Source organism: Ralstonia sp. UBA689 (assembly GCF_002298975.1).
Classification (GTDB): domain Bacteria; phylum Pseudomonadota; class Gammaproteobacteria; order Burkholderiales; family Burkholderiaceae; genus Ralstonia.
Map to the genome: position 1 here is coordinate 1 of NZ_DBMV01000020.1, position 21,447 is coordinate 21,447.

Annotated in this window: 20 protein-coding genes; 8 read left to right on the plus strand and 12 right to left on the minus strand. The window is 64.7% G+C overall.

All coding sequences use genetic code 11. From position 1 onward, the window contains the following. The first annotated feature begins 248 nt into the window (after nt 1-248). On the plus strand, nt 249-1,028 hold the full coding sequence (locus B4F51_RS08640) for a glycine zipper 2TM domain-containing protein (RefSeq protein ID WP_296224761.1): 780 nt from the start codon (nt 249-251) through the stop codon (nt 1,026-1,028). Between the two features lie 76 nt (nt 1,029-1,104). Here B4F51_RS08640 and iscX read toward each other — a convergent pair whose 3' ends face one another. The 9 genes from iscX to iscR all read right to left on the minus strand — a co-directional run bounded on the left by iscX (nt 1,105) and on the right by iscR (nt 7,156). After that, complete coding sequence (gene iscX / locus B4F51_RS08645; protein ID WP_296224762.1) at nt 1,105-1,299, minus strand: Fe-S cluster assembly protein IscX; 195 nt, start codon at nt 1,297-1,299, stop codon at nt 1,105-1,107. 142 nt (nt 1,300-1,441) lie between these two features. After that, on the minus strand, nt 1,442-1,780 hold the full coding sequence (gene fdx, locus B4F51_RS08650) for an ISC system 2Fe-2S type ferredoxin (RefSeq protein ID WP_296224763.1): 339 nt from the start codon (nt 1,778-1,780) through the stop codon (nt 1,442-1,444). A gap of 38 nt (nt 1,781-1,818) precedes the next feature. Further along, on the minus strand, nt 1,819-3,684 hold the full coding sequence (hscA, locus tag B4F51_RS08655) for a Fe-S protein assembly chaperone HscA (protein ID WP_296224765.1): 1,866 nt from the start codon (nt 3,682-3,684) through the stop codon (nt 1,819-1,821). 18 nt (nt 3,685-3,702) lie between these two features. Further along, complete coding sequence (gene hscB, locus B4F51_RS08660; RefSeq protein ID WP_296224767.1) at nt 3,703-4,230, minus strand: Fe-S protein assembly co-chaperone HscB; 528 nt, start codon at nt 4,228-4,230, stop codon at nt 3,703-3,705. 34 nt (nt 4,231-4,264) lie between these two features. After that, nucleotides 4,265-4,465, minus strand: a complete 201-nt coding sequence (locus B4F51_RS08665) for a DUF3565 domain-containing protein (RefSeq protein ID WP_296224769.1) — start codon at nt 4,463-4,465, stop codon at nt 4,265-4,267. 4 nt (nt 4,466-4,469) lie between these two features. Continuing rightward, a complete protein-coding gene (gene iscA, locus B4F51_RS08670) occupies nt 4,470-4,790 on the minus strand; it encodes an iron-sulfur cluster assembly protein IscA (protein WP_296224771.1) in 321 nt (106 codons plus the stop codon). A gap of 32 nt (nt 4,791-4,822) precedes the next feature. Further along, entirely contained in the window at nt 4,823-5,224 is a 402-nt protein-coding gene (iscU, locus tag B4F51_RS08675) for a Fe-S cluster assembly scaffold IscU (protein ID WP_296224772.1), read from the minus strand. A 60-nt stretch (nt 5,225-5,284) separates the two neighbouring features. Beyond that, nucleotides 5,285-6,502, minus strand: coding sequence for an IscS subfamily cysteine desulfurase (locus B4F51_RS08680; protein ID WP_296224774.1), 1,218 nt, complete (start codon nt 6,500-6,502; stop codon nt 5,285-5,287). 75 nt (nt 6,503-6,577) lie between these two features. Next, on the minus strand, nt 6,578-7,156 hold the full coding sequence (gene iscR / locus B4F51_RS08685; RefSeq protein ID WP_296224776.1) for a Fe-S cluster assembly transcriptional regulator IscR: 579 nt from the start codon (nt 7,154-7,156) through the stop codon (nt 6,578-6,580). A 407-nt stretch (nt 7,157-7,563) separates the two neighbouring features. On the opposite strand from iscR, the gene B4F51_RS08690 reads away from it, so the two are divergent. Genes B4F51_RS08690 through rbsK form a run of 5 tightly spaced genes read left to right on the plus strand, consistent with a single transcriptional unit; the run spans nt 7,564 to nt 13,209 of the window. Further along, on the plus strand, nt 7,564-8,523 hold the full coding sequence (locus tag B4F51_RS08690) for a sugar ABC transporter substrate-binding protein (RefSeq protein WP_296224778.1): 960 nt from the start codon (nt 7,564-7,566) through the stop codon (nt 8,521-8,523). Between the two features lie 25 nt (nt 8,524-8,548). Then, nucleotides 8,549-10,120, plus strand: a complete 1,572-nt coding sequence (locus tag B4F51_RS08695; RefSeq protein WP_296224779.1) for a sugar ABC transporter ATP-binding protein — start codon at nt 8,549-8,551, stop codon at nt 10,118-10,120. Beyond that, nucleotides 10,110-11,141: an ABC transporter permease gene (locus B4F51_RS08700; RefSeq protein WP_296224780.1), complete on the plus strand. Its 1,032-nt coding sequence runs from the start codon at nt 10,110-10,112 to the stop codon at nt 11,139-11,141. The genes B4F51_RS08695 and B4F51_RS08700 overlap by 11 nt, the downstream gene beginning before the upstream one ends. Before the next feature lie 26 nt (nt 11,142-11,167). Then, nucleotides 11,168-12,208 carry a LacI family DNA-binding transcriptional regulator gene (locus B4F51_RS08705; protein WP_296224782.1) on the plus strand — a complete coding sequence of 347 codons (1,041 nt, stop codon included), beginning with the start codon at nt 11,168-11,170 and terminating at the stop codon, nt 12,206-12,208. A 47-nt stretch (nt 12,209-12,255) separates the two neighbouring features. Beyond that, nucleotides 12,256-13,209, plus strand: coding sequence for a ribokinase (gene rbsK, locus B4F51_RS08710; RefSeq protein WP_296224783.1), 954 nt, complete (start codon nt 12,256-12,258; stop codon nt 13,207-13,209). Here rbsK and B4F51_RS08715 read toward each other — a convergent pair. Both B4F51_RS08715 and uvrB read right to left on the minus strand, forming a co-directional pair. Beyond that, nucleotides 13,206-15,290, minus strand: a complete 2,085-nt coding sequence (locus tag B4F51_RS08715; protein WP_296224785.1) for a site-specific recombinase — start codon at nt 15,288-15,290, stop codon at nt 13,206-13,208. The two genes, rbsK and B4F51_RS08715, sit on opposite strands and share 4 nt — an antisense overlap. 195 nt (nt 15,291-15,485) lie before the next feature. Continuing rightward, nucleotides 15,486-17,576, minus strand: coding sequence for an excinuclease ABC subunit UvrB (gene uvrB, locus B4F51_RS08720; RefSeq protein ID WP_296224788.1), 2,091 nt, complete (start codon nt 17,574-17,576; stop codon nt 15,486-15,488). A gap of 332 nt (nt 17,577-17,908) precedes the next feature. Between uvrB and B4F51_RS08725 the strand changes: the two genes are divergently transcribed. Next, nucleotides 17,909-19,105: an amino acid aminotransferase gene (locus tag B4F51_RS08725; RefSeq protein WP_296224790.1), complete on the plus strand. Its 1,197-nt coding sequence runs from the start codon at nt 17,909-17,911 to the stop codon at nt 19,103-19,105. A 195-nt stretch (nt 19,106-19,300) separates the two neighbouring features. Then, complete coding sequence (locus B4F51_RS08730) at nt 19,301-20,572, plus strand: polyhydroxyalkanoate depolymerase (RefSeq protein WP_296224792.1); 1,272 nt, start codon at nt 19,301-19,303, stop codon at nt 20,570-20,572. A 74-nt stretch (nt 20,573-20,646) separates the two neighbouring features. On the opposite strand, the gene B4F51_RS08735 is transcribed toward B4F51_RS08730, so the two are convergent. Further along, complete coding sequence (locus B4F51_RS08735; RefSeq protein ID WP_296224794.1) at nt 20,647-21,345, minus strand: TetR/AcrR family transcriptional regulator; 699 nt, start codon at nt 21,343-21,345, stop codon at nt 20,647-20,649. Nucleotides 21,346-21,447 lie beyond the last annotated feature (102 nt).

Sequence of the window (21,447 nt, forward strand, 5' to 3'; positions counted from 1 at the left end):
TTAACTGAACGGCATTACCCCTTCGGGGGCATTTTTGTTTGGCGCGCAGGCGCAATTCGCACGCCTCCCCTGCGATTTGTAACATCCCCTCGCCTTCACAATAGATGTTGAAGTGGCGTAACCCTTTGATTTCTTGAACAAAATTTACGCTACAGATGCTTACAATTTAAAACGGCATCCGTTCGGGTGATCCACCACACTGTCAACATCGAAGGGGCCGAACCGATCACGGCTGCAGGAGAACGATGATGAACAACAACCGCCAATCGAACCAAAGCCAACCGTACGGCGGCACGTCGCCGGGCCAGGTACCCGCATCGTCGCGCCGCATGCATCCGCTGGTGGCCACGGCTGCCGTTGCCGTAATCATCGCCAGCCTGACGGCTGTGGCCGCCATCACCGGCGTGTTGCCGATCTCGAAGGCCACGCAAGGCAGCACCGATCCGAACGTGGCCGCGCAGTCGTCGACGGCACCGGCCGGCTCTACTGCACCGCTGGCACTGGCTGCGCCTGGCCAGACCACGCAGCCGAATCAGGCCGCGCCATACCCGGCGCAAGGCGCGGTCCAAGGCGCGAATACCTATCCGACGCAAAACGTGGCGCCCGCTCGGGCTCCGTCCCGCGAACCGTCCTACGCTGAGCGCGCCCCGTCGACCAGCCCGAGCTACGCACAAACGCAGCCACGCCCGGCCGCCAACCCGTACGCCGGCCATGTGACGTCGATCACCCCGATCACCACGCAAGGCAAGGAAACTGGCCTGGGCATGATCGGCGGCGCGGTGGTGGGCGGCCTGCTGGGTAACCAGATCGGCCGCGGCAACGGCCGCACGCTCGCCACGGTGGGCGGCGCAGTAGCGGGCGGTTATGGGGGCCACGTGGCGGAGAACTACTACAGCCGCGACACCCAATACCGCGTGAATGTGCGCATGGACAATGGCACGAACCGCAGCTTCACCTACAAGGCTGCGCCGGGCTTCCAGCCTGGTGAGCGGGTGCACGTCGAGAACGGCTCGCTGGTGGCAGGCTGATTCGCCTCCTCCGCTCAAAAAAGAAACCGGCCTTCGGGCCGGTTTTTTCATGTCCGCATATCGACGAGCGATGCACTTATTCCGCCTCGTCGATCCACGCCTGCTGGATCGCCTCAAGGAATTTCTCGCCGCCGCGCTTGTGATCGTCGTCAAAGCCGTCCAGGCCCACGACCTTGTTGTGCAGGTCGACAAAGTTGAGCTTGGTCGGATCCGCGTCCGGGAATTTGTCGTACAGCGCTTCGGCAATCTGCTGAATGTCATTCCACTTCATGATGGGGCTCTCCTCCACTCAGAACCTGTTCACGATCCGTAGCGAGCAGCCCGGGGTTGGTCCGAGAAGCGCAGCCGTAAATGAGCACGGCGAGCATCACAGGGCCAAGATCGGGCCGCGCAGCAGGATCGTGAGCGGGCTCTCAGTGGTTTTCCTTGGCATGGTTGATGGTGTACTTCGGGATCTCGATGGTCAGGTCTTCGTCTGCCACCTTGGCCTGGCACGACAGGCGCGAGTTCGGCTCCAGCCCCCAGGCCTTGTCGAGCAGATCCTCTTCCTTCTCGGTGGCCTCCTCCAGCGAATTGAAACCCTCGCGCACGATCACGTGGCACGTGGTGCAGGCGCACGACTTCTCGCAAGCGTGCTCGATCTCGATGTCAGCGTCCAGCAGCGCATCGCAGATGCTCGTGCCGGTCTTAGCTTCGATCACGGCCCCTTCCGGGCAGTATTCGACGTGAGGAAGGACGACGATTTGTGGCATGAAAAACTCGTTTGATCAGTAATGGGAGAGGCAGCAGGTCAGCCCAGTTCCTCGATACGCTTGCCGGCCAATGCCTTGCGGATGCCGCGGTCCATGCGGCGGGCGGCGAATTCATCGGTGCCGTGCGACAGCGCGTCGACGGCATCCTTGATGGCACGGTGATCCTCGCCCTGCATCGTGGTGCGCAACGCGATAATTTCGGCGTCGATCGCGGCACGCTCCTCCGGAGACAGCAGATCGCCGTCGGCTTCCAGCGCGTGCGAGAGCGCTTCGAGCAGGCGCTCGCCCTCGACGCGCTCTTCGGCCAGCGCGCGGCGGCGCATGTCGTCTTCGGCGGACTGAAAACCCTCTTGCAGCATGCGCGCGATGTCGTCGTCGCCCAGGCCGTATGACGGCTTCACAGTAATCGACGCTTCAACGCCCGACACCGTCTCGCGCGCGGAGACCGACAGCAACCCGTCCGCGTCCACCTGATACGTCACGCGGATGCGCGCCGCGCCCGCCACCATCGGCGGGATGCCGCGCAACTCGAAGCGCGCCAGCGAGCGGCAATCGCTCGCCAGTTCACGCTCACCCTGCAGCACGTGGATCGCCATGGCGGTCTGGCCATCCTTGAAGGTAGTGAATTCCTGCGCACGCGCTACCGGAATCGTGCTGTTGCGCGGGATGATCTTCTCGACCAGGCCGCCCATCGTCTCCACCCCCAGCGACAGCGGGATCACGTCGAGCAGCAACCAGTCTTCACCCGGCGCGCGATTACCGGCCAGCAGGTTGGCCTGCATGGCAGCACCAATGGCGACCACCTGGTCGGGATCGAGGTTCGTGAGCGGCGTCCGCCCAAACAGTTGGCCCACGGCACGGCGGATGATCGGCATGCGCGTTGCACCGCCCACCAGCACGACGCCTTTCACGTCTTCTGTCGTGACGCCCGCATCGCGCAGCGCGCGGCGCACCGGCGCCAGCGTCTTCTGCACGAGATTGGCGGTCAGTTCGGCGAAGGTATCGGCAGTCAGCAAGAGGTGGACGGTCTCGCCGGTGGACAGTACGGCATCGACCTCGGTGCTGTCAGCGGTGGACAGCCACTCCTTGGCTGCCCGCGCCTTGTTCAGCAGCAGGCGCGTATCTTCGGCCGACAGCGGCTGCAAACTGGCCTGCTCGACAATCCAGCAGACGATGCGCTGATCGAAATCGTCGCCGCCCAGCGCCGAATCGCCGCCGGTCGACATTACTTCGAACACGCCCTTGGTCAGCTTGAGCACGGAGATGTCGAACGTGCCTCCGCCCAGGTCGTAGACCGCGTAGACGCCCTCAGCGGCGTTGTCGAGGCCGTAGGCGATGGCAGCGGCGGTCGGTTCGTTCAGCAGGCGCAGCACGTTCAGGCCGGCCAGCCTGGCGGCGTCCTTGGTCGCCTGGCGCTGCGCGTCGTCAAAGTACGCCGGCACGGTGATGACGGCACCGACCAGCTCATCGCCCAACGTATCTTCCGCGCGCTGGCGCAGCGTGGCGAGAATCTCCGCCGACACTTCCACGGGGCTCTTCACGCCGGCCACGGTCTTGAGCTGCACCATGCCTGGGGCGTCGACAAAGTCGTAGGGCGTGTTCTCGATGTGGGCAACGTCCTTCAGCCCACGGCCCATGAAGCGCTTGACTGAGATGATGGTGTTCTTCGGGTCGCGCACGGCCTCGGCCTGGGCCTTGTAGCCGATATGCGCGCCGCCGGCCGGCAGATAGCGCACCACCGACGGCAGCAGCGGGCGGCCCTGATCATCGGGCAACACTTCCGGCACGCTGCTGCGCACAGAGGCCACCAGCGAGTTGGTCGTGCCCAGGTCGATGCCCACCGCCAGACGGCGCTGGTGCGGCGCGGGCGATTCGCCAGGTTCGGAAATCTGCAGTAATGCCATGGGGGTCTCGTGTTCGTTCTAGTCGTCCAGCCGGTCGATAGCCTCGGCGGTGTCGCGTTCGATCTTTTCAATGAACATCAACTGGCGCACGGCGTCTGCCGCTGCGGCGCTGTTGCCATCGCCATTCAGCAAGCCTGCCAGCGCCTGATAGCGCGTGCGCTTTTCTTGACGCAGCATGCCGAGCAGATCGTCCAATGCGTCGACGTTGCGTTCGGCCTTAGCGTCGCCCAGCGCTTCGCGCCACTCCAGTTGCTGCATCAGGAAGGCCGGCGGCATGGCGGTGTTGTTCTCGGCCTGCACGTCGATGCCTCGCAGATGCAGCAGATATGTGGCGCGCCTAAGCGGATCGCGCAGCGTCTGATACGCCTCGTTGGCGCGCGTGGCCCATTGCATGGCGACACGGCGTTCGGCGTCGCCGGCGTGCGCGTAGCGGTCCGGGTGCGCCTGCGACTGCACGGTGCGATACGCCGCGTTCAGCGCGTCGTCATCCACCTCGAAATGCTCGGGCAGGCCAAACAGGGAAAAATGCGTATCGCCGGGATTCATGAATAAAAAAAGCGGCCGCGCCGCCTTGGTGTTGCTACTCGACCGGCTCTTCCCGATCGCACTTCAGGCACTCCACCACCACGCCGATCTTGCCGGCGCGCCCTGCCTCGGTCTCGGTCCAGGGCCGTTGCTGCCAAGGCGGATCGTGGCGCATGTGCTGCCCGTGTCCGCAGGCAAGACGAGCGACCCAGTGGCCTTCCTCGTCCCGCTCAAAACCGACAATCGCTTGTTTCAACGCCTCACACGCGGAACGATTCGCCGCAGCCGCACTCGTCCTTCACGTTCGGGTTGTTGAAGCGAAAGCCCTCGTTCAGCCCCTCGCGAGCGTAGTCCAACTCGGTGCCGTCGATATACGGCAGGCTCTTCGGATCGACGATCACCTTGACGCCGTTGGATTCGAACACTTGGTCTTCGGCGGCGATCTCGTCGGCGTATTCGAGCTTGTACGCCAGGCCCGAGCAACCGGTGGTCTTCACGCCCACGCGCAGGCCCACGCCCTTGCCGCGGCGGGCAAGGTAGCGGGAGACATGCTGCGCGGCCTTGTCGGTCAGGGTGATCATGCGACTTCCTCTTCTAACGCTAACGATGCGGCTCAGGCAGCCTTCTGCTCGGCGGTGCCGTGCTTTTCCTTGTAGTCGGCCACGGCCGCTTTGATGGCGTCTTCGGCCAGAATCGAGCAGTGGATCTTCACCGGCGGCAGCGCCAATTCTTCGGCGATGGCCGTGTTGCGGATCTCCAGCGCCTGGTCCAGCGTCTTGCCCTTCACCCACTCCGTCACCAGCGACGACGAGGCGATGGCCGAGCCGCAGCCGTAAGTCTTGAACTTCGCGTCTTCGATCACGCCCTGCTCGTTGACCTTGATCTGCAGCTTCATCACGTCGCCGCAAGCGGGCGCGCCGACCATGCCGGTGCCAACCGTGTCGTCGCCCTTGTCGAAGGAGCCGACGTTGCGCGGGTTTTCGTAATGGTCCAGAACCTTGTTGCTGTAAGACATTTCACACCTCTTTCAATCGTTGGCTGGCGCGGGGGCGCCGTTGTTTCTCAAACGCCGCGCTCAATGCGCCGCCCATTGAATGCTGTTCAGATCCACGCCGTCCTTGTACATCTCCCACAGCGGGGACAGGTCGCGCAGCTTGCCGATCTTGCTCTTGAGCAGTTCGACCACGTAGTCCACTTCTTCTTCCGTCGTGAAGCGGCCCACCGTGAAGCGGATCGAGCTGTGTGCCAGCTCGTCGTTGCGGCCCAGGGCACGCAGCACATATGACGGCTCCAGCGAGGCCGACGTGCAGGCCGAGCCCGACGACACGGCGACATCCTTGATCGCCATGATCAGCGACTCGCCTTCCACAAAGTTGAAGCTGATGTTCAGGTTGTGCGGCACGCGGGCTTCCATGTCGCCGTTCACATACACCTCTTCCATCGTGTTCAGACCGCGATAGAGGCGATCGCGCAGCATGCGGATACGCTCGTTCTCGGTGGCCATTTCTTCCTTGGCAATGCGGAAGGCCTCACCCATGCCGACGATCTGGTGCGTGGCCAGCGTGCCCGAACGCATGCCGCGCTCGTGGCCGCCGCCGTGCATCTGCGCTTCGATGCGGATACGCGGCTTGCGACGCACATACAGCGCGCCGATACCCTTCGGGCCATACGTCTTGTGTGCCGAGAACGACATCAGGTCGACCTTCAGCTTCTGCAGATCAATCTCGACCTTGCCCGTCGCCTGTGCGGCGTCGACGTGGAAGATCACGCCCTTCTCACGGCAGATCTCGCCGATCTGCTCGATGTCCTGGATGACGCCGATCTCATTGTTGACCATCATCACCGAGGCCAGGATGGTGTCCGGGCGGATGGCTTGCCTGAAGACGTCGATGTCGATCAGGCCGTTGTCCTTCACGTCCAGATACGTCACTTCGAAGCCCTGACGCTCCAGTTCACGCGTCGTATCCAGCACCGCCTTGTGCTCGGTCTTGACGGTGATGATGTGCTTGCCCTTGCTGCTGTAGAAGTTGGCCGCACCCTTGATCGCAAGATTGTCGGATTCGGTCGCGCCGGACGTCCACACGATCTCGCGCGGGTCGGCATTCACCAGGGCGGCAACTTGCTCGCGCGCGATCTCGACAGCCTTTTCAGCTTCCCAGCCAAACGGATGGCTGCGCGAAGCCGGATTGCCGAAGCTCTCACGCAGGTACGGGATCATCTTGTCGACCACGCGCGGGTCCACCGGCGTCGTCGCGGAATAGTCCATGTAGATGGGAAGATGCAGGGTGCTCATTGTCTTGTCTGCCTTGTGTGGGGGGCGATGTTCTGTGCGGACCGGCTTCTATGACCGGGCCTTAGACCGGCGCAATCATGATTGCGCCAGGCTGAAAACGGAGTTGACCAGCGGGGCACGCTTGACCGGCTCGGCCGGCACCTGCGTGGCCGGTGTGTCTGCAGCGCGGGCGCGGGCCGGCGTGCGTTCACGGCGAGCCGGACGCGCTTCGCGCATGTCCTGCAGCACTTCGGGCTGGCGTTCGCGTTGCTGGTCGACCAGGTTCTGCAGCGATACCGAATCGAGGTACTCGACCATCTTCTGGTTGAGCGTCGCCCACAGATCGTGCGTCATGCAGCGGCCGGTGTGCTCTTCTCCACCGCAGTTGCCCTTACCGCCGCATTGAGTGGCGTCCAGGGGTTCGTCCACGGCGATGATGATGTCGGCAACGGTGACGTCGTCAGCACGGCGCGCGAGGCTGTAGCCACCGCCAGGGCCGCGCACGCTTTCCACGATTTCGTGGCGGCGCAGTTTGCCGAAGAGTTGCTCAAGGTACGACAGCGAAATCTTCTGGCGCTGGCTAATGCCAGCCAGCGTGACCGGACCTTGCTCTTGGCGCAGCGCCAAGTCAATCATGGCGGTGACCGCGAAGCGGCCTTTGGTGGTCAATCTCATGGCGTCGGGGAAATACCTGATCGTTTTGCTCAAGTATAAAGGAACCCGACAAAATCGGTCAACTAAGGTGTCGGGGGATTCCGCGCCGCAGCAAGGGGCTTTGCCGGGCCCGTCCAATCGGGCAGCCGCGCGGCAGGCCGTATTGTGGACCAAAACAATCAACCACGTTGGATAGGGGTATCGCACCGCACCTTGCAAGCCCCATGCGCGAAGCCTGATCACCGCGGGTTTTCACTTATGCAGTGGACGACTTAAATTCATTGACTTTTGTTACGCAGCCGCCGAGACTACGGGATGCACGCAAACGTTTGCGAACAACACGGCGCGATTACCCTTACAAACCCCCTTAGGGCAACGACGACCGCACCCACCCCAGCCCCAGACCGGCCCCTCCTGGAGGAGACACCATGGATATTCGCCGTCGCCGCGCCCTGCAACTCGGTGCGGGCTCTGCTGTAGCCCTTGCTCTGCCCTTCCCGTTTTCATTGGCGCATGCCGCCAACCAGCCGCCCAAGGTGGCGCTGGTGATGAAGTCGCTAGCCAACGAGTTCTTCCTGACCATGGAGAACGGCGCGCGCGCCCACCAGAAGGAGCACGCCTCGGAATATTCGCTGCTGGCCAACGGCATCCGCGACGAAACCGACACCGGTGGCCAGATCCGTCTGGTCGAACAGATGATCGTCTCGCGCGTCGATGCGCTGGTGCTGGCGCCGGCCGATTCCAAGGCGCTGGTGCCGGTGGTCAAAAGGGCCGTAGACGCGGGCATCATCGTCATCAACATTGACAACCGGCTGGACCCGGACGCACTCAAGGAAAAAGGTTTGAACGTGCCGTTCGTCGGCCCGGACAACCGCAAGGGCGCGCGCCTGGTGGGCGACTTCGTTGCCAAGTCGCTCAAGCCGGGCGATGCGGTGGGCATCATCGAGGGCATTCCGACCACCACCAACGCCCAGCAACGCAGCGCCGGCTTCAAGGACGCCGTCGAGGCCGCCAAGCTGAAGATCGCCAGCGTGCAGTCTGGCGAGTGGGAGATCGACAAGGGCAACAAGGTGGCCGCAGCCATGCTGCGCGCCCAGCCTGACCTGAAGGCCCTGCTGTGCGGCAACGACAACATGGCGATCGGCGCCGTGTCGGCCGTGCGTGCGGCGGGCAAGATCGGCAAGGTGCTGATCGGCGGCTACGACAACATCGATGCCATCAAGGCCATGCTGGCCGACGGGCGCGTGGTGGCCACGGCAGATCAGCACGCCAGCCAGCAGGCCGTGTACGGCATCGAGACCGCCCTGAAAGCCCTGGCTGCCAAGACACCGCAGGCAAAGTTGACGGGGGTGGTCGAGACGCCGGTCAATCTCGTCACCCGCACGTAAGCAGACAAGCCAGCCGCCGCCAGCCATGTCTGCCGCCTATGAACCGCGCCCGCCGCTGCTGCGCGCCTCGGCCCTCAGCAAGCACTACGCTGCCCCTGTGCTGCGCGAGATCGATCTTGGCGTGCACGCCGGCGAGGTGCTCGCACTCACGGGCGAAAACGGTGCAGGCAAGAGCACGCTCTCCAAGATCCTCTGCGGGCTGGAGACGGCGACATCGGGTTCGATGACGCTGGCGGGCGCGTTGTATGCCCCGGCCTCGCGCAGCGCCGCCGAAGCGCTGGGCGTGCGCATGGTGCTGCAGGAACTGAGCATGGTGCCCACGCTCACGGTGGCCGAGAACCTGTTTCTTGGTGAGCTGCCGCGCCGGCTGGGCTTTGTCGACCGCACCACGCTGCGCCGCCAAGCCGAGCAAGCGCTCGCGCGCGTCGGCCTGGACCTCGACCCGTGGACGCCCGTGCACATGCTCGGCATCGGCCACCGGCAGATGATCGAGATCGCTCGTGCGCTAGCCAGCGCCTGCCGCGTGCTGATCCTCGACGAGCCGACCGCCATGCTGAGCGCACACGAAAGCGCCACGCTGTTCGAGCGCATCGACGCGCTGCGTCGCGAGAGCGTGGCCGTCATCTATATCTCCCACCGCCTGGATGAACTGGCCCGCATCGCCGACCGCATCGTCGTGCTGCGTGACGGCAAGCTCATCACCGATGCACTGGCTGCCACCGTCACGCAGGATGCGCTGATCCAGGCAATGGTTGGGCGCGATGTTGCTGCCTCGTCCGAAGGCGATCGTCCGGCGCGTCAATCGTGGCCTGGTGACGGCTCGCCAGCCCTGCGCGTGACAGGCCTCACGCGCGCGCCGGCCGTGCGCGACGTGTCGTTCGAAGTGGCGCCGGGCGAAATCTTCGGCATTGCCGGGCTGGTGGGCGCCGGGCGCACGGAACTGCTGCGCCTGATCTTCGGCGCGGACCGCGCGGACGCAGGCACGATCGAGGTCGGCTCGCCGCTCAAACCGGCGCGCATCCGCTCGCCCGGTGACGCGGTACGCCACGGCATCAGCCTGCTCACCGAAGACCGCAAGGACGAAGGCCTGATGCTGGGCTTGGCCGTCTCCACCAACATGGCACTGGGCAACATGCCTGCGGTGACCCGGCGCGGCTGGCTGCAACCGGCGCGCGAGCGGGCGCTGGCGCAACGGCACATTGGTGGGCTGCGCATCCGTTGCGCTGGGCCGTCGCAACCCGTGGGTGAACTGTCGGGCGGCAATCAGCAAAAGGTGGCGATTGCCCGCTGGCTGGAGCGCGGCACACCCGTGCTGCTGTTCGATGAACCCACGCGCGGTGTAGATGTGGGCGCCAAGTTCGATATCTACGCCCTGCTCGACGCGCTGGCCGCGCGCGGCAAGGCGCTCGTCGTGGTGTCGAGCGACCTGCGCGAACTCATGCAATTGTGTGACCGCATCGGCGTCATGCGCGCCGGGCGCCTCATGCATGTCTTCCAACGCGACGGCTGGAGCCAGGACGCCCTGCTCGCCGCCGCTTTCGGCGAGTCCGCCCCGCCGGCCCCCAAGTCATCACCTGAGACCGCCGATGCGCTCTGACTCCACCCTGCCGCCCCCCGCCAGCACGACCGAGGCAATCAAGGCCAACGGCGCACGAACCGCACTGGGCATATCGCTCGGGGCCGTCGGCGGGCTGGTAGCCGCGCTGGTGGCCATGCTGGTGCTGTTCAGCACGCTGTCGCCCACGTTCTTCACACTGCCCACGTTCACCACCATTGCCAACGAGATTCCCGACCTGCTGGTGATGGCCGTGGGCATGACCTTCATCCTGATGATCGGCGGCATCGACCTGTCGGTCGGCTCGGTGCTGGCGCTAGCGGCATCGGTGCTGTCGATTGCCATGACCACGCTCGGCTGGGGCCTGCTGCCGGCAGCGCTGGCGGGTGTCGTGCTGGCCACGGCGGCCGGCGCACTGACCGGCACGGTCACTGTGCGCTGGGGCATCCCGTCATTCATCGTCTCGCTGGGCGTGCTGGAGATGGCGCGCGGCCTCGCTTACAGCCTGACCGATTCGCGCACGGTCTACATCGGCAGCGCAGTCGACTGGCTGGCCAATCCCATCGCGCTGGGCATCGCGCCGTCGTTCCTGATTGCGATTGCCGTGACGATCATCGGCCAGATCGTGCTGGTACGCACGGTGTTCGGACGCTATCTCGTCGCCATCGGCACCAACGAAGAGGCCGTGCGGCTTGCGGGAGTGAATCCGCGCCCGTACAAGATCGCAGTATTTGCGCTGATGGGACTGCTGTCCGGACTCGCCGCACTGTTCCAGGTGTCTCGCCTGGAGGCAGCGGACCCGAACGCGGGCGTGGGGATGGAGCTGCAGGTGATCGCCGCAGTGGTAATCGGCGGCACCAGTCTGATGGGCGGGCGCGGGTCGGTCGCGCGCACGCTGTTCGGTGTGCTGATCATCTCGGTGCTCGAAGCCGGCCTCGCGCAGATCGGTGCCTCGGAGCCCACCAAACGGATCATCACGGGCGCGGTCATCGTTGCGGCCGTGGTCATGGATACCTATCGCAGCCACCGCAGCAGCAGCAGCAGCAGCAGCAGCAGCAAGTAACACTAATCGAGACAGAGGAGATCGACATGGCAACAATCAAGGACGTGGCCGCATTGGCCGGGGTTTCGTTCACCACCGTCTCGCACGTCATCAACAACACCAGGCCGGTGAATTCTGAGACACGCAAGCGCGTCGAAGAGGCCATCCGCGCGACGCGCTACGTGCCCAGCGCCGTGGCGCGTTCGCTCAAGCACCGCACGACGCGCACCATCGGCGTGCTGGTACCCACCGCCACCAACCCCTACTTTGCCGAGCTGGCACGCGGCATCGAAGACGTGTGCGCCGCCGCCGGCTACAGCGTCATCCTCTGCAACTCCGACGACGACCCGCGCAAGCAGCGCGATTACCTGCGCGTGCTGATGGAAAAGCGCGTGGACGGCATCATCGTCAGCAGCGCCGGGCCGGATAACGCGTTGATCGACGCGCTGGGCGAATCGGCTCTGCCCGTGGTGATGGTCGACCGCCCCACCGAAGGCATCCAGGCGGATCAGGTGCAGGTCGATCATGAGGAAGGAGCCTATCTGGCAACCAAGCATTTGCTGGACCTCGGCCACCGGCGCATCGCCTGCATCAGCGGGCCGTCGGAACTGAGCGTAACGGCGGGCCGCCTGGCGGGTTTCCACCGCGCGCTGCGCGAGGCCGGCGTGCCGGAAACGTCCGCCCGCGTGGCCGAAGGCGATTTCACCAGCCCCGGCGGCTACCGTGCCGCACGCGAGTTGCTGACCACCGGCGAGACACCCACCGCCATCTTCGCCAGCAACGACCTGATGGGCATCGGCGCGCTGCGTGCGGCGGCTGAGTTGGGCATTCCGGTGCCGAAGGCGCTGTCGATCATCGGCTTCGACGACATCGAATTGAGCCGCTACGTCTATCCGGCGCTGTCCACCGTCGGCCAGTCGATCCGCCAGCTTGGCGAAACCACAGCCACGACGCTGCTCGAGCACCTGAGCGATGCCGCCCTGCGACATCCGGTCGAAGAGCCGCATGCGCGCCGCATCGTGCTGCCGCCGCGCCTGTCGCTGCGTGAATCGACCGCCGAGCCGGCGCGCCCGGCCCGCGCGGCTTGATTCGATCGCGCCGACCACACCACTTTCTCTCTCAATGTAGTCCCGCCATGGTGGCCCAGCGCCCTTCCACTCCCGCCGCTGCCGACGTGCTGATCGTCGGCAGCCTCAACATGGATCTCGTCATCCGCACGCCGCGTCTGCCCCGTCCTGGGCAAACGGTTGCGGCCCCCGCACTGGAAACCATCCCGGGCGGCAAAGGCGCCAATCAGGCCGTGGCCGCTGCCCGCCTGGGCGGCCACGTGGCCATGCTCGGCTGCGTGGGCGACGACGCGCACGGCACGGCCTTGCGCGAGGGCCTGCGTCGTGAGGGCGTGGGGATCTCCATGGTCACGGTGCACGCCGGCGCGACCACCGGCATCGCCTGCGTGACGGTGGCCAACAGTGGCCAGAACACCATCGTCATCGTGGCAGGCGCCAATCAGTTGCTGACGCCGGCCATGATCGAAGCGCAGCAGGCAGCGTTCGAGCGCGCCCGCGTGATCGTCTGCCAGTTGGAATCGCCACCGGACGCGGTGGAATGCGCCCTCAAGCTGGGCCAGCGGCTGGGCAAGACGGTCATCCTGAACCCGGCGCCGGCTATCGGCCCGCTGCCGACGCCTTGGCTGGCGGCGTGCGATTACCTGATTCCGAACGAAACCGAAGCGGCACTGCTGACCGCCCGCCCGATCGACTCGCCGGAAACGGCGCTGGACGCGGCGGCCGACCTGCACGCGCAAGGCGCACGCCACGTCATCGTCACGCTGGGCGCACACGGCATCGCTTATGTGGATGCCACCACGCGCGTGCTGATGCCGGCACCGAGCGCCCACGCCATCGACACCACCGCCGCCGGCGACACCTTCGTCGGCGCGCTGGCCGCGGCACTGGCCGAGGGCGCGCTGCCGGATGCGGCCATCCAGTTCGGGCAGGCCGCAGCGGCCTTGTCGGTCACGCGCCTGGGCGCGCAGCCGTCCATTCCCTTCCGCAGCGAGCTGAATGCGCTCGCCACGCATACCCCCTAGGCCGGCGTACTGGTACCGGGCGGTATAGCCTCGGTCGGGGCGCGCGGCACCAGCAGGCAAAGCGGATCGCGCAGGATGCGCCGCCACACCGCGCCGGTGATGCGCTTGCGGTCGAGCCCTTGCAGATTGCGTGAACGCATCGCCATGTTGAACGCCAGCGCAAACGACACCAGCACGTTGAACACGCCCATCAGGGCGATACCGGCGACGGCCAGCCAGAACGCAGCCGTGTGCATCACGCCAGGCCCGAGCACGCCCACGGCGGTTGCCACGGCGCCGGTCGACAGCGTGACGTGACGCACTTCCACGTGCGGCCCGAAGAACGACACAATTTCCGGCCCCAAGCCCAGCATGAAGCCGAGCGACACGTTGGCAACAATGCCTGAGAGGTTGCGCTTCCAGAACTCGGCGATGCGATGTGCGCCGCGTTCGCCCACCATGAAGCGTAGCCGCCGGTGGTAGGCAATCACGTCACGCACGCGATGCAGTGCGAACCAGTTGTCGGCCCAGCCGGCGGCCAGGCTCGACGCCCACAGCAGCACGCCCGTGAAGATCGCGTACAGCGGCGTGGCCCCGAGAATCGAAAACGAATCGATGGTCGCCACTGCCTTTTCCGGTGAGATCAGATTCGCATGGAAGAACCGCCCGGCAATCCATTGCACCAGAAAAGCCACCGGTGCCACCGCCACGAGGTTGCCGGCAATCGCCGCCGCGTTGGAGCGGATCATGGCGACGGTGTCATCGACGAAGCGGTCCAGCCCCTCCGGGCGGCTCACCTGATCAAGCCGGTGTGCCAGCGCGGGCGCCGTCATGGCCGGCTGCTTGGTCGCCAGCGTGAAGTGCGCGAAGTGGATTCCGAGGAAGCTGGCCGCGTAGTTGATCGACGCAAAAAAACCTTCGGCAACCCGGCTCAGATGCGCGCCGGTAATGAAGAACTTGATGTACACCGTGGCCGCCGTGATGACGCCGCCGCCGGCCGCCGCCTTCACCATCGCGCCGTATTCCTTACCGTCGCGGGTGATGTAGTGCTCGCCAGTCTCGGCAGAGCGCTCGACCACCTTGCGCGCCAGATCGGCAAACGTGGAGCGGATCAGGTAGCCCACGCTGCGGCGATGCTGGCTGGCCGACACCAATTCGGCCGTCAGATGCACGAAGCGGCGCGAGGCACGCGCGTCGGCCCACGCCGTGAGCAACAAGTCGATGCGGCCGAGCCACGCCTTCATGCGCTCTACCTGGAACACCACCTCGACGGAGACGCCGTTCTCGTCCAGGTGCTGGTAAACGCTGGCCGTGGCGACGCGGCACTGGTCCAGCACCGCGCGGAAATAATTGAGCTGCTGTGGGATTTGTTCTGGACTGACAGTCGCCTCGTCCGGGCGCTCAAGGAAGATGGCGTTGGCCGCATCGGCCAGACGGTAGAACGGCGAATCGGTGACCTCCGCATACTCCATGCGCGTGCGAATGCCGCGCGACAGCCCCGCCGCCCTCACCTGGCTGACCAGGATCTGGATGCTGATGCCCAGGCTGCGCTCCAGCCTCGTCTGGCCAGCGGTTTCGTCTACGTCGGTCAGGCCGGTGCGGAACAACGTGCGCAGGCGCGTGACCAACTCGTCGTCCAGACCGTCCACCCACTGCGCGTCATGCGGGCCGACAAACAGCAGCGCGAACAGCGCGGCCAGTTGCGGCTGATTGGGGGCGGGCGGCAGGAAGCGCGCCTGCCAGCGGTCGACCAGTTCGCCCCAGAAACCGGCGCGCGACGAGAGCCCCGTGTCGCACAGCAGCGATACCGGGTCGTTGTCCTGCACGATGGCGCGCAGCGTCTGCCCGACGCGCTCGGCCAACTCGGGATTGTTCTCCAACACCTGCAGCAGATAACGCAGACGCGCATAGCGCCACGATTCCGAGGTCGCCCCGGTGGGACGATCGGCGCGGCGCAGCCAGTAGGCCAGCTCGATCAGCCATTCGTTGCGTTCGGCCAGGCTGCGCGTGGGCTCGAACTGCGCCAGGATGGAATCGAGTTGATGGCTGGCATGCCGGGAGGCACGCCACTTGCGCCACGGGTTAAGCAAAAAATTGAACATCGCACTCCTTGATGACGGACACGCTCGCCTCGGCCGATACCCTCAAAGGCCGATGTTTCCGCTTTGCGTGCCAGATTCCCCCGCCAGGCGACGCGCAGCGCCTGAGGATGGTCTGAAATTGTGTCAAGACGACTCCGCCGACCCGCTTCAAGCGAGACGGCGGTGCGTGTCCGACCGACGAGGCAGCCGCGCAGTTCAGGCAGCCGGAACGATATGGTCTTCGCCACTGGCCCCGAAGAGCTGCGACTTGAGCTTGGCAAGCTGATCGCGCACCGCCGCCGCCTTCTCGAATTCGAGGTTCTTGGCATGGTCGAGCATCTGTTTTTCCAGGCGCTTGATTTCCTTGGACGCCTGCTTCTCGCTCATGTCTTCATACTTGGCGGCCTCTTGTGCGGCCCTGAGTTCCGCGCGCGCATCGTCGACGTTGTACACACCGTCAATGATGTCCTTGATGCGCTTGACCACGCCGCGCGGCGTGATGCCATGGGCTTCGTTGTGGGCGATCTGCTTGGCGCGGCGGCGCTCGGTTTCACCGATGGCCTTCTTCATCGACTCGGTGATGCGGTCGGCATAGAGGATGGCCGTGCCGTTGACGTTACGCGCCGCGCGGCCGATGGTTTGGATGAGTGAACGCTCGGCGCGCAGGAAACCTTCCTTGTCCGCATCCAGGATCGCGACCAGCGACACTTCGGGAATGTCCAACCCTTCGCGCAGCAGGTTGATGCCGATCAGCACATCGAAGGTGCCCAGGCGCAGGTCGCGGATGATCTCCACGCGCTCCACGGTGTCCACGTCCGAGTGCAGGTAGCGGACCTTGATGCCGTTCTCCGACATGAACTCCGTCAACTGCTCGGCCATGCGCTTGGTGAGCGTGGTCACCAGCACGCGCTCGCCGGCCTCGACGCGCAGGTGGATTTCCGAGAGCAGATCGTCCACCTGCGTGGTGGCCGGACGCACCTGAATGACGGGGTCGACCAGGCCCGTGGGACGCACCACCTGCTCAACCACGTCGGTACCGGCGGTCTTTTTCTCGTAATCACCCGGCGTGGCGGAGACGAACGTCACCTGCCGCATCTTGGTCTCGAACTCGGCAAACTTGAGCGGCCGGTTGTCCAGCGCGGAAGGCAGCCGGAAGCCGTATTCGGCCAGCGTTTCCTTGCGCGCGCGGTCGCCGTTGTACATGCCATTGAGCTGGCCGATCAGCACGTGCGATTCGTCCAGGAACATCAGCGCGTCTGGCGGCAGGTAGTCGACCAGCGTCGGTGGCGGCTCGCCCGGCGCGGAGCCCGACAGATGCCGCGAGTAGTTCTCGATGCCCTTGCAGAAGCCCAGCTCCTGCAGCATCTCCAGGTCGAAGCGCGTGCGCTGCTCCAGGCGCTGCGCCTCGACCAGCTTGTTTTCCTTGTAGAAAAAATCCAGCCGCTCGCGCAGCTCAGCCTTGATGGTTTCGATGGCGCGCAGCACGGTTTCGCGCGGCGTCACGTAATGGCTTGACGGGTACACGGTGAAGCGCGGGATCTTCTGCCGCACGCGCCCGGTAAGCGGGTCGAACAGTTGCAGCGATTCGACCTCGTCATCGAACAGTTCCAGGCGCACAGCCATCTCGGCATGCTCTGCGGGGAAGATGTCGACGGTATCGCCGCGCACACGGAAGGTGCCGCGCTGGAAGTCCGTCTCGTTGCGCGTGTATTGCATGGCGATCAGGCGCGCGATCACGTCGCGCTGGCTGATCTTGTCGCCAGCGCGCAGCGTCAGGATCATCTGGTGGTATTCGGTGGGGTTGCCGATACCATAGATGGCCGACACGGTGGCCACGATCACCACGTCGCGGCGCTCCAGCAGGCTCTTGGTGGCCGACAGGCGCATCTGCTCGATGTGCTCATTGATCGATGAATCCTTCTCGATGAAGAGATCGCGCTGCGGCACGTAGGCTTCGGGCTGGTAGTAGTCGTAATACGAAACGAAGTACTCGACCGCGTTGCGCGGGAAGAACTCGCGAAACTCCGAATACAACTGCGCCGCCAGCGTCTTGTTGGGCGCAAAAACAATGGCCGGCCGCCCTACCCGGGCGATCACGTTGGCCATGGTGTATGTCTTGCCCGAGCCCGTCACACCCAGCAGGGTCTGGTACGACAGGCCGTCCTCGATGTTCTCGACGATCTGGCGAATCGCCTCGGGCTGGTCGCCGGCCGGCGGATACGGCTGGTACAGCTGGAACGGCGAGCCCTCGAACGTCACAAATTTCGATTCATCGTACAGGCTGGGAACTTGGCTCAGATCAGTCATGGCGGCGGGTGGGAGAACAGCGCGGACAGTCAGCAACGGTCGACAAAGTGACTCATGCGCCCCCAACAAATCAGGGCGAAAGCGGCGATTGCAACCAATTGTTTAGTGTAGCGCGCCGCCCCGGCAATCGTTTGGAGTCCTGGGGCGCCGCATCTGTACCGCCTGCTCAAACGCTTTAGGCCTCTGTTCTGCAAGGATTTCTCGGGCGATTAGAGCCTGTATTCGGTACAATCTGTCTCCGTGCCAGTCGCGCCGGGCAATCCGCCCCGGAGTCCGCGCCGCACCGCCTGCTGGATCCCACCGAATTCCGAACCAACCGATAGAGACATCACATGTCGCTTTTCTCCGCCGTCGAACTGGCCCCGCGCGACCCCATCCTGGGCCTGAATGAAGCCTTCAACGCCGACACCCGCAGCACCAAAGTCAATCTGGGCGTGGGCGTGTACTTCACCGACGAAGGGAAAATCCCGGTGCTGCGCGCCGTGCAGGAAGCCGAAAAGGCCCGCCTGGCTGCCGCTGCCCCGCGCGGCTACCTGCCGATCGAAGGCATTGCCGCCTACGACCAGGCCGTGCAGAAGCTGCTGTTCGGCGCCGAGTCCCCGCTGATCGCCGAAGGCCGTGTGGTCACGGCGCAGGCCCTGGGCGGCACCGGCGCACTGAAGATCGGCGCCGACTTCCTCAAGCGCCTGTACCCGGACGCCAAGGTCGCCATCTCCGACCCGAGCTGGGAAAACCACCGCGCGCTGTTTGAGTCGGCCGGCTTCCAGGTCGTCAACTACGCGTACTACGACGCCCCGACGCACGGCCTGAACTTCGCCGGCATGCTGGCCTCCCTCAACAGCTACGCCCCGAACACCATCGTCGTGCTGCACGCCTGCTGCCACAACCCGACCGGCGTGGACATGACCATCGAGCAGTGGAAGCAGGTCGTCGAGGTCATCAAGGCCAAGAACCTGATCCCGTTCCTCGACATGGCCTACCAGGGCTTTGCCGACGGCATCGAGCAGGACGGCCTGGCCGTGCGCCTGTTTGCTGAATCGGGCCTGCCGTTCTTCGTGTCGAGCTCGTTCTCGAAGTCGTTCTCGCTGTACGGCGAGCGCGTCGGCGCCCTGTCGATCGTCACGACCAGCAAGGACGAAGCCACCCGTGTGATGTCGCAAATCAAGCGTGTGATCCGCACCAACTACTCCAACCCGCCGACGCACGGCGGCACGGTGGTTGCCAGCGTGCTGACCAGCCCCGAGCTGCGCGCGATGTGGGAGCAGGAACTGGGCGAGATGCGCGACCGCATCAAGTCGATGCGCAACGCGCTGGTCGACAAGCTGGCCGCCAAGGGCGTGAAGACCGACTTCTCGTTCGTGAAGGCCCAGCGCGGCATGTTCTCGTACTCGGGCCTGACCTCCGCCCAGGTGGACCGTCTGCGCAACGAGCACGGCATCTACGCCGTGTCGACCGGCCGTATCTGCGTGGCAGCGCTGAACACCCACAACATCGACGCCGTGGTCAATGCCATCGCGGACGTGCTGTAAGCGCCACGATTCACGGGCAATTGCAAAAAGAAAAGCGGCTGCGGCCGCTTTTTTGCTGCATGTCGCTAGACTGACACGGGCGCATCATACAAGCCACGGCACACTCTGCATCAGGGTTTCTGCTGCATCGCAGTATCGTGCACCGAGGTGCATAATCGTTTGCGTTGATCCCGCCACCACCGAATCGGTCCAGCCATGCTTTATCAGCTTCATGAATTCCAGCGCGCCCTGCTCAGCCCGATGACGGCCTGGGCCCAGGCGACCGCCAAGACCTTCACCAACCCGCTCAGCCCCCTGTCCCTGCTGCCTGGAGCGCAACGCTACGCCGCGGGCTACGAACTGCTGTATCGCCTAGGCAAGGAGTACGAGAAGCCGGAATTCGGCATCCGCTCCGTCAAATCCAACGGCCGCGACATCCCGATCGTCGAGCAGACCATCATCGAGAAGCCGTTCTGCCGCCTGGTCCGCTTCAAGCGCTACGCTGACGACGCCGAAACCATCAAGCTGCTCAAGGATGAGCCGATCGTGCTGGTCTGCGCGCCGCTGTCGGGCCACCACTCCACGCTGCTGCGCGACACCGTGCGCACGCTGCTGCAGGATCACAAGGTGTACGTGACCGACTGGATCGACGCCCGCATGGTGCCGGTCGAGGCAGGTGCCTTCCACCTGTCGGACTACATCAACTACATCCGCGAGTTCATCAACCACATCGGCGCCGACAAGCTGCACGTGATCTCGGTGTGCCAGCCGACCGTGCCGGTGCTGGCCGCCATCTCGCTGATGGCCTCGGATGGCGAAAAGACGCCGCGCACCATGACCATGATGGGCGGCCCGATCGACGCGCGTAAGAGCCCGACCGCCGTCAACTCTCTGGCGACCAACAAGGCACATAGCTGGTTCGAGACCAACGTGATCTACACGGTGCCGGCCAACTATCCAGGCCACGGCCGCAAGGTGTATCCGGGCTTCCTGCAGCACGCCGGCTTCGTGGCGATGAACCCCGACCGCCACGTGTCGTCGCACTACGACTATTACCTCAGCCTCATCGAAGGCGACACGGAAGACGCCGAAGCTCACGTGCGCTTCTACGACGAGTACAACGCCGTGCTCGACATGGCCGCCGAGTATTACCTCGAGACCATCCGCGACGTGTTCCAGGAATTCCACCTGGCCAACGGCACGTGGGTAATCGATGGCAAGCCGGTGCGCCCGCAGGACATCAAGGGCACGGCCCTCTTCACCATCGAAGGCGAACTGGACGACATTTCGGGCAGCGGCCAGACCGAGGCCGCGCACGACCTGTGCACCGGCATTCCAAAAACCCGCAAACAGCATCTGACGGCGCCCAAGTGCGGCCACTACGGCATCTTCTCGGGCCGCCGCTGGCGCGAACAGGTCTACCCGCAACTGCGCGATTTCATCCGTCAGTACGATCAGAACACGCCGCGCATCAAGGCCGTCGCCTGAATCGGCACGCTGCAAAACAAAAAGCCTCGCGGTTGCGAGGCTTTTTGCATTCTGGGGCGAAAAACACCCGCCGATCAGCCCTTGGGCCGGTCCAGATACGCCAGCAACATCTTGATGTGCAACTGGGCGAAGGCTTCATGCTCATCCGCCGAAGCGATGTCGCGGCCAACCACCGCACTGATCGTGTAGCGGTTGGACAGCACGTAGTAACCCAGCGCAGAGATCGTCAGATACAGGCGCGACACATCAACATCGTCACGAAAGATGCCTGTCCGCTGCCCGCGCTCGACCACCCCGCGCAGCACGCCGATAACCGGATTAACCAGTTCGCCCAGGTGCGGTGAGGTTTTCAGATGCCGCGCCTCGTGCAGGTTCTCGCTGTTGAGCAGCCGGATGAACTCAGGATTCTCGTAGTAGAAATCCCAGACGAAGCGCGCGAGTTGGATAACGGCTTCGCGCGGGTCGGACGACTCGATCTGCACCTGCTCTTCGGCCTGCTTGAAGCGGAAGTACATGTGCTCGAGCACGGTCAGGAAGAGCTTTTCCTTGCTGCCGTAGTAGTAATACAGCATGCGCTCGTTGGTCTCTGCGCGGCGGGCAATGGCGTCGACGCGGGCGCCGGCAAAGCCGCCGCGCGAGAACTCCTCGATGGCGGCAGCCAGGATGCGCCGCCGCGTACCGGCAGGGTCACGACGCGCGCGGGGCGCGGCGGAATCGCCCTGAACATCGACTGGATCAATGTCGGCGAGCGGCGCGGCTGGGTGAGACTGCATGGCACGTCGGTCCGTTTAGAACGCAAGGATTATGTCATACGGTTAAGACATGGCTGCCGCCGCAAATGTCAGGGCATGCACCCCTTGCGCGGCCGGCAAATC

Coding starts and splice junctions, on each gene's coding strand:
- iscA (WP_296224771.1), bottom strand. CDS start 4,790: ATGATCACCCTGACCGACAAGGCCGCGCAGCATGTCTCCCGCTACCTT.
- B4F51_RS08705 (WP_296224782.1), top strand. CDS start 11,168: ATGGCAACAATCAAGGACGTGGCCGCATTGGCCGGGGTTTCGTTCACC.
- B4F51_RS08730 (WP_296224792.1), top strand. CDS start 19,301: ATGCTTTATCAGCTTCATGAATTCCAGCGCGCCCTGCTCAGCCCGATG.
- B4F51_RS08735 (WP_296224794.1), bottom strand. CDS start 21,345: ATGCAGTCTCACCCAGCCGCGCCGCTCGCCGACATTGATCCAGTCGAT.
- hscA (WP_296224765.1), bottom strand. CDS start 3,684: ATGGCATTACTGCAGATTTCCGAACCTGGCGAATCGCCCGCGCCGCAC.
- B4F51_RS08640 (WP_296224761.1), top strand. CDS start 249: ATGAACAACAACCGCCAATCGAACCAAAGCCAACCGTACGGCGGCACG.
- hscB (WP_296224767.1), bottom strand. CDS start 4,230: ATGAATCCCGGCGATACGCATTTTTCCCTGTTTGGCCTGCCCGAGCAT.
- rbsK (WP_296224783.1), top strand. CDS start 12,256: ATGGTGGCCCAGCGCCCTTCCACTCCCGCCGCTGCCGACGTGCTGATC.
- B4F51_RS08690 (WP_296224778.1), top strand. CDS start 7,564: ATGGATATTCGCCGTCGCCGCGCCCTGCAACTCGGTGCGGGCTCTGCT.
- B4F51_RS08715 (WP_296224785.1), bottom strand. CDS start 15,290: ATGTTCAATTTTTTGCTTAACCCGTGGCGCAAGTGGCGTGCCTCCCGG.
- B4F51_RS08725 (WP_296224790.1), top strand. CDS start 17,909: ATGTCGCTTTTCTCCGCCGTCGAACTGGCCCCGCGCGACCCCATCCTG.
- B4F51_RS08680 (WP_296224774.1), bottom strand. CDS start 6,502: ATGAGCACCCTGCATCTTCCCATCTACATGGACTATTCCGCGACGACG.
- iscR (WP_296224776.1), bottom strand. CDS start 7,156: ATGAGATTGACCACCAAAGGCCGCTTCGCGGTCACCGCCATGATTGAC.
- iscX (WP_296224762.1), bottom strand. CDS start 1,299: ATGAAGTGGAATGACATTCAGCAGATTGCCGAAGCGCTGTACGACAAA.
- uvrB (WP_296224788.1), bottom strand. CDS start 17,576: ATGACTGATCTGAGCCAAGTTCCCAGCCTGTACGATGAATCGAAATTT.
- B4F51_RS08695 (WP_296224779.1), top strand. CDS start 8,549: ATGTCTGCCGCCTATGAACCGCGCCCGCCGCTGCTGCGCGCCTCGGCC.
- B4F51_RS08700 (WP_296224780.1), top strand. CDS start 10,110: ATGCGCTCTGACTCCACCCTGCCGCCCCCCGCCAGCACGACCGAGGCA.
- iscU (WP_296224772.1), bottom strand. CDS start 5,224: ATGTCTTACAGCAACAAGGTTCTGGACCATTACGAAAACCCGCGCAAC.
- fdx (WP_296224763.1), bottom strand. CDS start 1,780: ATGCCACAAATCGTCGTCCTTCCTCACGTCGAATACTGCCCGGAAGGG.